Here is a 5,321-nt window from a genome sequence, read left to right as displayed (position 1 = left end):
CCGCAGACCAACACCACCGCAGACCAACACCACCGCAGACCAACACCACCGCAGACCAACACCACCGCAGACCAACACCACCGCAGACCAACACCACCGCAGGGGCCCGACGAGCGGCGAAGCCGCCGTCAGGGCCCCTGCAAGCCGGCCGCGCGCCAGCGCAGACCCGCAGCGCCGCTGATGGCCTGGCCCGCACCGCCGGTCCGCCGCGCACCAGCGCAACACCGCGGCGAAGCCGCCGTCAGGGCCCCTGCGGCCGTGGCGCGCGCCAGCGCAAGCGCGCGGAGCGCGCCCGCGCCCCGGCGGCCGACGCCAAGCGCGCAGCGAGCGCGCAGCGGGACCGCGCTACGCCCAGAGTTGGCCGTGGAGGGCCTCGATGGCCGCCTCCGTCGTCGGTGCCGTGTAGATGCCCGTGGACAGGTACTTCCAGCCGCCGTCGGCGACGATGAAGACGATGTCCGCGGCCTGGCCGGCCCGGAGGGCTCGGCGGCCGACGCCGATCGCCGCGTGGAGCGCGGCGCCCGTCGAGACGCCGGCGAAGATGCCTTCCTGCGCGAGGAGTTCACGCGTCCGCGTCACCGCGTCGGCCGAGCCGACCGAGTAGCGCGAGGTCAGCACGGACTCGTCGTACAGCTCGGGGACGAAGCCCTCGTCCAGGTTCCGCAGGCCGTAGACGAGGTCGTCGTAGCGCGGCTCGGCCGCCACGATCTGGATGTCGGGCCGCTGCTCCCGCAGGTAGCGGCCGACGCCCATCAACGTGCCGGTCGTGCCGAGGCCGGCGACGAAGTGGGTGACGGACGGCAGGTCGGCCAGGATCTCGGGGCCGGTGGTGGCGTAGTGGGCGCCGGTGTTGTGCGGGTTGCCGTACTGGTAGAGCATCACCCAGTCGGGGTGCTCGGCGGCCAGTTCCCTGGCCACCCGGACCGCCGTGTTGGAGCCGCCGGCCGCCGGGGACGGGATGATCTCCGCGCCCCACATGGCCAGCAGCTCGCGCCGCTCCGACGAGGTGTTCTCCGGCATCACGCACACCATCCGGTAGCCCTTGAGCCGGGCCGCCATGGCAAGCGAGATGCCGGTGTTGCCCGAGGTGGGCTCCAGGATCGTGCACCCGGGGGTGAGCCGGCCGTCCTTCTCCGCCTGCTCGATCATGAACAGCGCGGGCCGGTCCTTGATCGATCCCGTCGGGTTGCGGTCCTCGAGCTTGGCCCAGATCCGCACGTTCTCGGCCGGCGACAGCCGAGGCAGCCGCACCAGGGGCGTGTTGCCCACGGCCGCCAGCGGCGAGTCGAAGCGCATCAGCGCATGCCCCCGGCGACGGCCGGCAGGATGGTGACGCTGTCACCGTCGCTCAGCTCGGTGTCGACGCCGGCGAGAAAGCGGACGTCCTCGTCGTTGAGGTAGACGTTGACGAAGCGGCGCAGCTTGCCGCCGTCCTCGACCAGCCGGTCCTTGATGCCGGGGTGGTTGGCGTCCAGGTCGGCGAAGAGCTCGGCGATGGTCCCCCCGGTGCCCTCGACCGCCTTCTGGCCGTCGGTGTAGCTGCGGAGGATGGTCGGGATGCGGACCTCGATGGCCATGCGGACTCCAGGGAAAGGCTCGTGGGTGGCGACAGGCGGGAACGTGCGGCTGAGCGGCTGGCGGCTGAGTCAGTGAGACGCGCGACACATGGCGCTGGCGAGGCGGCACAGATCGACGTGCAGACGCGCCACCAGCGGAGCGCCGCCGGGCCATTCGTCGTTCACGCCGTGGGAAACCATGGTCGCATCGTAGCGATTCCCGGAGACGTGCATGGAAATCGGTCCATCACACGAAGAGTGGCTCACACCACCCGCACCTCCTCCTCGGTGATCTCGCCCGCCACGATCCGGAAGGAGCGAAAGGAGACCGGCCCCTCGCCGTTGCCGCACTCGGCGGTGGAGACCAGGACGTAGTGCGCGCCCGGCTCGTTGGCGTAGGAGATGTCGGTGCGGGAGGGGTACGCCTCGGTGGCGGTGTGCGAGTGGTAGATGACCACCGGCTCCTCGTCCCGGTCGTCCATCTCCCGGTAGAGCCGGAGCAGGTCGCCCGAGTCGAACTCGTAGAACGTGGGCGAGCGCGCCGCGTTGAGCATCGGGATGAAGCGCTCGGGGCGGTCGCTGCCGACGGGCCCCGCGATCACCCCGCAGGCCTCGTCCGGGTGGTCGGCGCGGGCGTGGGCGATGATCTTGTCGCGGAGCTCCTGGCTGATGGTAAGCATGGCGCCAGCGTAGGACGGCGCCCGCGGGGTCAGGGCAGCAGCGTCCCGATCAGGGAGTCCTGGAGGGCGCCGAGCCAGACGTAGGCCATGACCATCGGCTTGTCGGCGTCGCCCTCTGGGATGTCGAAGAGCGCCTCGGCCTGCTCGTCGTCCTTGATGTCGAGCCGGACGGCGATGGTGAGCCGCAGGTCGTTGAGCGCGCCGAGCCAGCGCTTGGCCTCCTCGGGCCCGAGGGTCAGCACGGCCGCGCCGCCGCCGGCCTCGCCGGCCTCCGCGCCGCTCGCCGCCTCGTCGAGGCCGCGCACCATCGCCAGCAGGTCGTCCCGTTTGCGGGCGCGCAGGTCGCTCTCGGTGAAGCGGCGGAACTCGGCGGACTGCCGGCGGACCTCGTCGTCGGCCACCTGTCCCGGCTCGCCGTACGCGTCGGGGAAGAGCCGGGCGAGCGCGGGGTCCTTCGGCGGCTCGCTCGGGCCCTCGGCGAACAGCGCGTCCAGCGGGTCGGCACCGGCGTCCGCCGGGCCGCGCTCGGGGCCGATCAGCTCGAGCAGCTGGGTGGCCAGGCTGCGCAGGATCGAGATCTCGACGTCGTCGAGCGCGATCGACGCGCCGCCCTCGGGCTCGCGGGTGGCCTCGAAGTAGCCGGCCATCAACGGTCCTGCTGCAGCGTCGCCCAGAGACCGTAGCCGTGCATCGCCTGCACGTCCCGTTCCATCTCCTCACGACTGCCCTGCGAGACGATCGCCCGGCCCTTGTGGTGCACGTCGAGCATCAGCTTCTTGGCCTTGTCCTTCGAGTAGCCGAAATACGCCTGGAAGACGTAGGTCACATAACTCATGAGGTTCACCGGGTCGTTGTGTACGACCGTGACCCACGGGACGTCGGGCGCCGGGACGTCAGCCGGCGCCTGCTGCGACTCCGTGCTCTCGATCTCCATGGGGATGGCACTCACGAGTCCCATGCTGCCATCCCTGGCGCCCGCACGCCCAAGCGGCGACCCCGAGGCCGATATCGTCACTCTGACGAGATCCGATGTAGGCTGACGCCCATGAACGTGGATGTGATGGGCGAAGGACGGCCGGGAGCGCCCGTGGCGGTGCCCTCGACCGCCCTGTTCACCGACCAGTACGAGCTGACGATGTTGCAGGCGGCGCTGAAGGCCGGCACCGCGCACCGCCGCTCGGTCTTCGAGGTCTTCACCCGGCGGCTGCCGGAGGGCCGCCGCTACGGCGTGGTGGCGGGCACCGGCCGGGTCCTCGACGCGGTGGAGAACTTCCGTTTCGAGCCGGCCATCCTGGAGTTCCTCGGCGAGCACGGCGTCGTGGACCGGCCGACCCTGGACTGGCTGGCCGACTACCGGTTCACCGGCGACATCCACGGCTACCCGGAGGGCGAGGTCTACTTCCCCGGCTCGCCGATCCTCCAGGTGGAGGGCACCTTCGCGGAGTGCGTGCTGCTCGAGACCGTGATCCTCTCGATCCTCAACCACGACTCGGCGGTGGCCGCGGCCGCCTCCCGGATGGCGGTGGCGGCGGCCGGCCGGCCGCTGATCGAGATGGGCGCGCGCCGCACCCACGAGCTGGCGGCGGTCGCGGCGGCCAGGGCGGCGTACGTCGGCGGCTTCTCCTCGACCTCCGACCTGGCGGCCGGCTTCCGCTGGGGCATCCCGACGGTGGGCACCAGCGCGCACGCGTTCACCCTGTTGCACGACTCGGAGCGGGACGCGTTCCAGGCGCAGGTCGCCTCGCTCGGCACCGGCACCACGCTGCTGGTCGACACCTACGACGTCGCCGAGGCGGTCCGCACCGCCGTCGAGGTGGCGGGCCCCGGGCTCGGCGCGGTCCGGATCGACTCGGGCGACCTGCTGGTCGTCGCGCACCGGGTGCGGCAGCAGCTCGACGAGCTCGGCGCGCGCGACACCAGGATCGTGGTGACCAGCGACCTGGACGAGTACGCGATCGCCTCGCTCGCGGCGGCGCCGGTGGACGCCTACGGCGTCGGCACCCAGCTGGTCACCGGCAGCGGGCACCCGACCTGCTCCATGGTCTACAAGCTGGTGGCCAGGGCGGCCGGCGAGGACGCGCGGGCGCCGCTGGTGCCGGTGGCCAAGAAGTCGCTGGGCGGCAAGCTGTCGGTGGGCGGCGTGAAGTGGGCGGCGCGGGCGAGGGACGAGTACGGGGTGGCCGCCGAGGAGGTGATCGGCACGGGACCCGTCCCCGAGGAGCTCGGTGACTCGCTGCTGAGCGTGCCGCTGATGCGGGCTGGACGGGTCCTCGGCCGGGAGACCCTGGACGCGGCGCGGCGCCGCCACGAGGCGGCGCGGGGTGGGCTGCCGCTCTCCGCCACCCAGCTGTCGCGGGGCGAGCCGGTGCTCCCGACCGGTTACCGCACGGAGTCGCCGGTGACCGCGTAGGTTGCTCGTAGTACTCGCGATGCTCGTGTTCGGTCCGGATCGTTCGTAGACGCAGGTGAGGTGTCAGAATGCAGCGCGCACTGATCGTGGTCGATGTGCAGAACGACTTCTGCGAGGGGGGAAGCATCCCCGTCGCCGGCGGGGCGGACGTCGCCGCGGCGATCACCGATCTGATCGGGGCGGCCACGCCTGGCTACCAGCACGTGGTCGCCACCCGCGACCACCACATCGACCCGGGCGACCACTTCTCGGAGCGGCCCGACTTCGTGCGCTCCTGGCCCAGGCACTGCGTGGCCGGCACCGAGGGTGCCGGCTTCCACCCGAACTTCACGCCCGCGGTGGCGTCGGGGGCCGTCGACTCGATCTTCGACAAGGGCGCCTACGCGGCGGCCTACAGCGGCTTCGAGGGCGTGGACGAGTCGGGCCTGTCCCTCGCCGACTGGCTGCGGGCGCGCGGCGTGACCGCGGTGGACGTGGTCGGCATCGCCACGGACCACTGCGTGCGGGCCACGGCGCTCGACGCCGCGCGGGAGGGGCTCACCACCCGGGTCCTGCTGAGCCTGACGGCGGGCGTCAGCCGCCGCGCGGTCGACGCGGCCCGCGAGGAGATGACCAACGCCGGTGTGGAACTCACCGGCGAACCGGTCGTCGCGGCGGACTGAAGGCTACCCCACC

At 72.1% G+C, this 5,321-nt stretch carries 9 protein-coding genes; 3 read left to right on the top strand and 6 right to left on the bottom strand.

The annotated features are described in order from the left end of the window. A partial coding sequence (locus tag E1265_RS38340; RefSeq protein ID WP_207931306.1) for a hypothetical protein occupies positions 1-181 on the top strand: 181 nt, incomplete at its 5' end. Between the two features lie 164 nt (positions 182-345). Here E1265_RS38340 and E1265_RS33200 read toward each other — a convergent pair. The 6 genes from E1265_RS33200 to clpS all read right to left on the bottom strand — a co-directional run bounded on the left by E1265_RS33200 (position 346) and on the right by clpS (position 3,194). After that, positions 346-1,296, bottom strand: coding sequence for a cysteine synthase (locus E1265_RS33200; RefSeq protein ID WP_132934672.1), 951 nt, complete (start codon positions 1,294-1,296; stop codon positions 346-348). Continuing rightward, a complete protein-coding gene (locus E1265_RS33195) occupies positions 1,296-1,577 on the bottom strand; it encodes a MoaD/ThiS family protein (protein ID WP_132934671.1) in 282 nt (93 codons plus the stop codon). The genes E1265_RS33200 and E1265_RS33195 overlap by 1 nt, the downstream gene beginning before the upstream one ends. A 69-nt stretch (positions 1,578-1,646) precedes the next feature. Next, on the bottom strand, positions 1,647-1,757 hold the full coding sequence (locus E1265_RS40875) for a putative leader peptide (RefSeq protein ID WP_347877279.1): 111 nt from the start codon (positions 1,755-1,757) through the stop codon (positions 1,647-1,649). A 62-nt stretch (positions 1,758-1,819) separates the two neighbouring features. Further along, positions 1,820-2,236: a M67 family metallopeptidase gene (locus E1265_RS33190; protein ID WP_132934670.1), complete on the bottom strand. Its 417-nt coding sequence runs from the start codon at positions 2,234-2,236 to the stop codon at positions 1,820-1,822. Between the two features lie 29 nt (positions 2,237-2,265). Next, positions 2,266-2,883: a DUF2017 domain-containing protein gene (locus E1265_RS33185; RefSeq protein WP_132934669.1), complete on the bottom strand. Its 618-nt coding sequence runs from the start codon at positions 2,881-2,883 to the stop codon at positions 2,266-2,268. Beyond that, positions 2,883-3,194 carry an ATP-dependent Clp protease adapter ClpS gene (clpS, locus tag E1265_RS33180; RefSeq protein ID WP_132934668.1) on the bottom strand — a complete coding sequence of 104 codons (312 nt, stop codon included), beginning with the start codon at positions 3,192-3,194 and terminating at the stop codon, positions 2,883-2,885. The genes E1265_RS33185 and clpS overlap by 1 nt, the downstream gene beginning before the upstream one ends. Before the next feature lie 87 nt (positions 3,195-3,281). Here clpS and E1265_RS33175 point away from each other — a divergent pair, with 87 nt between their 5' ends. Beyond that, on the top strand, positions 3,282-4,646 hold the full coding sequence (locus tag E1265_RS33175; protein WP_243741289.1) for a nicotinate phosphoribosyltransferase: 1,365 nt from the start codon (positions 3,282-3,284) through the stop codon (positions 4,644-4,646). Positions 4,647-4,714: 68 nt separating this feature from the next. Further along, positions 4,715-5,308, top strand: a complete 594-nt coding sequence (locus tag E1265_RS33170; RefSeq protein ID WP_132934667.1) for an isochorismatase family protein — start codon at positions 4,715-4,717, stop codon at positions 5,306-5,308. Positions 5,309-5,321: the final 13 nt, after the last annotated feature.

Source organism: Streptomyces sp. 8K308, assembly GCF_004348315.1.
GTDB lineage: Bacteria > Actinomycetota > Actinomycetes > Streptomycetales > Streptomycetaceae > Streptomyces.
This window is presented reverse-complemented; position numbering and strand designations above follow the sequence as displayed.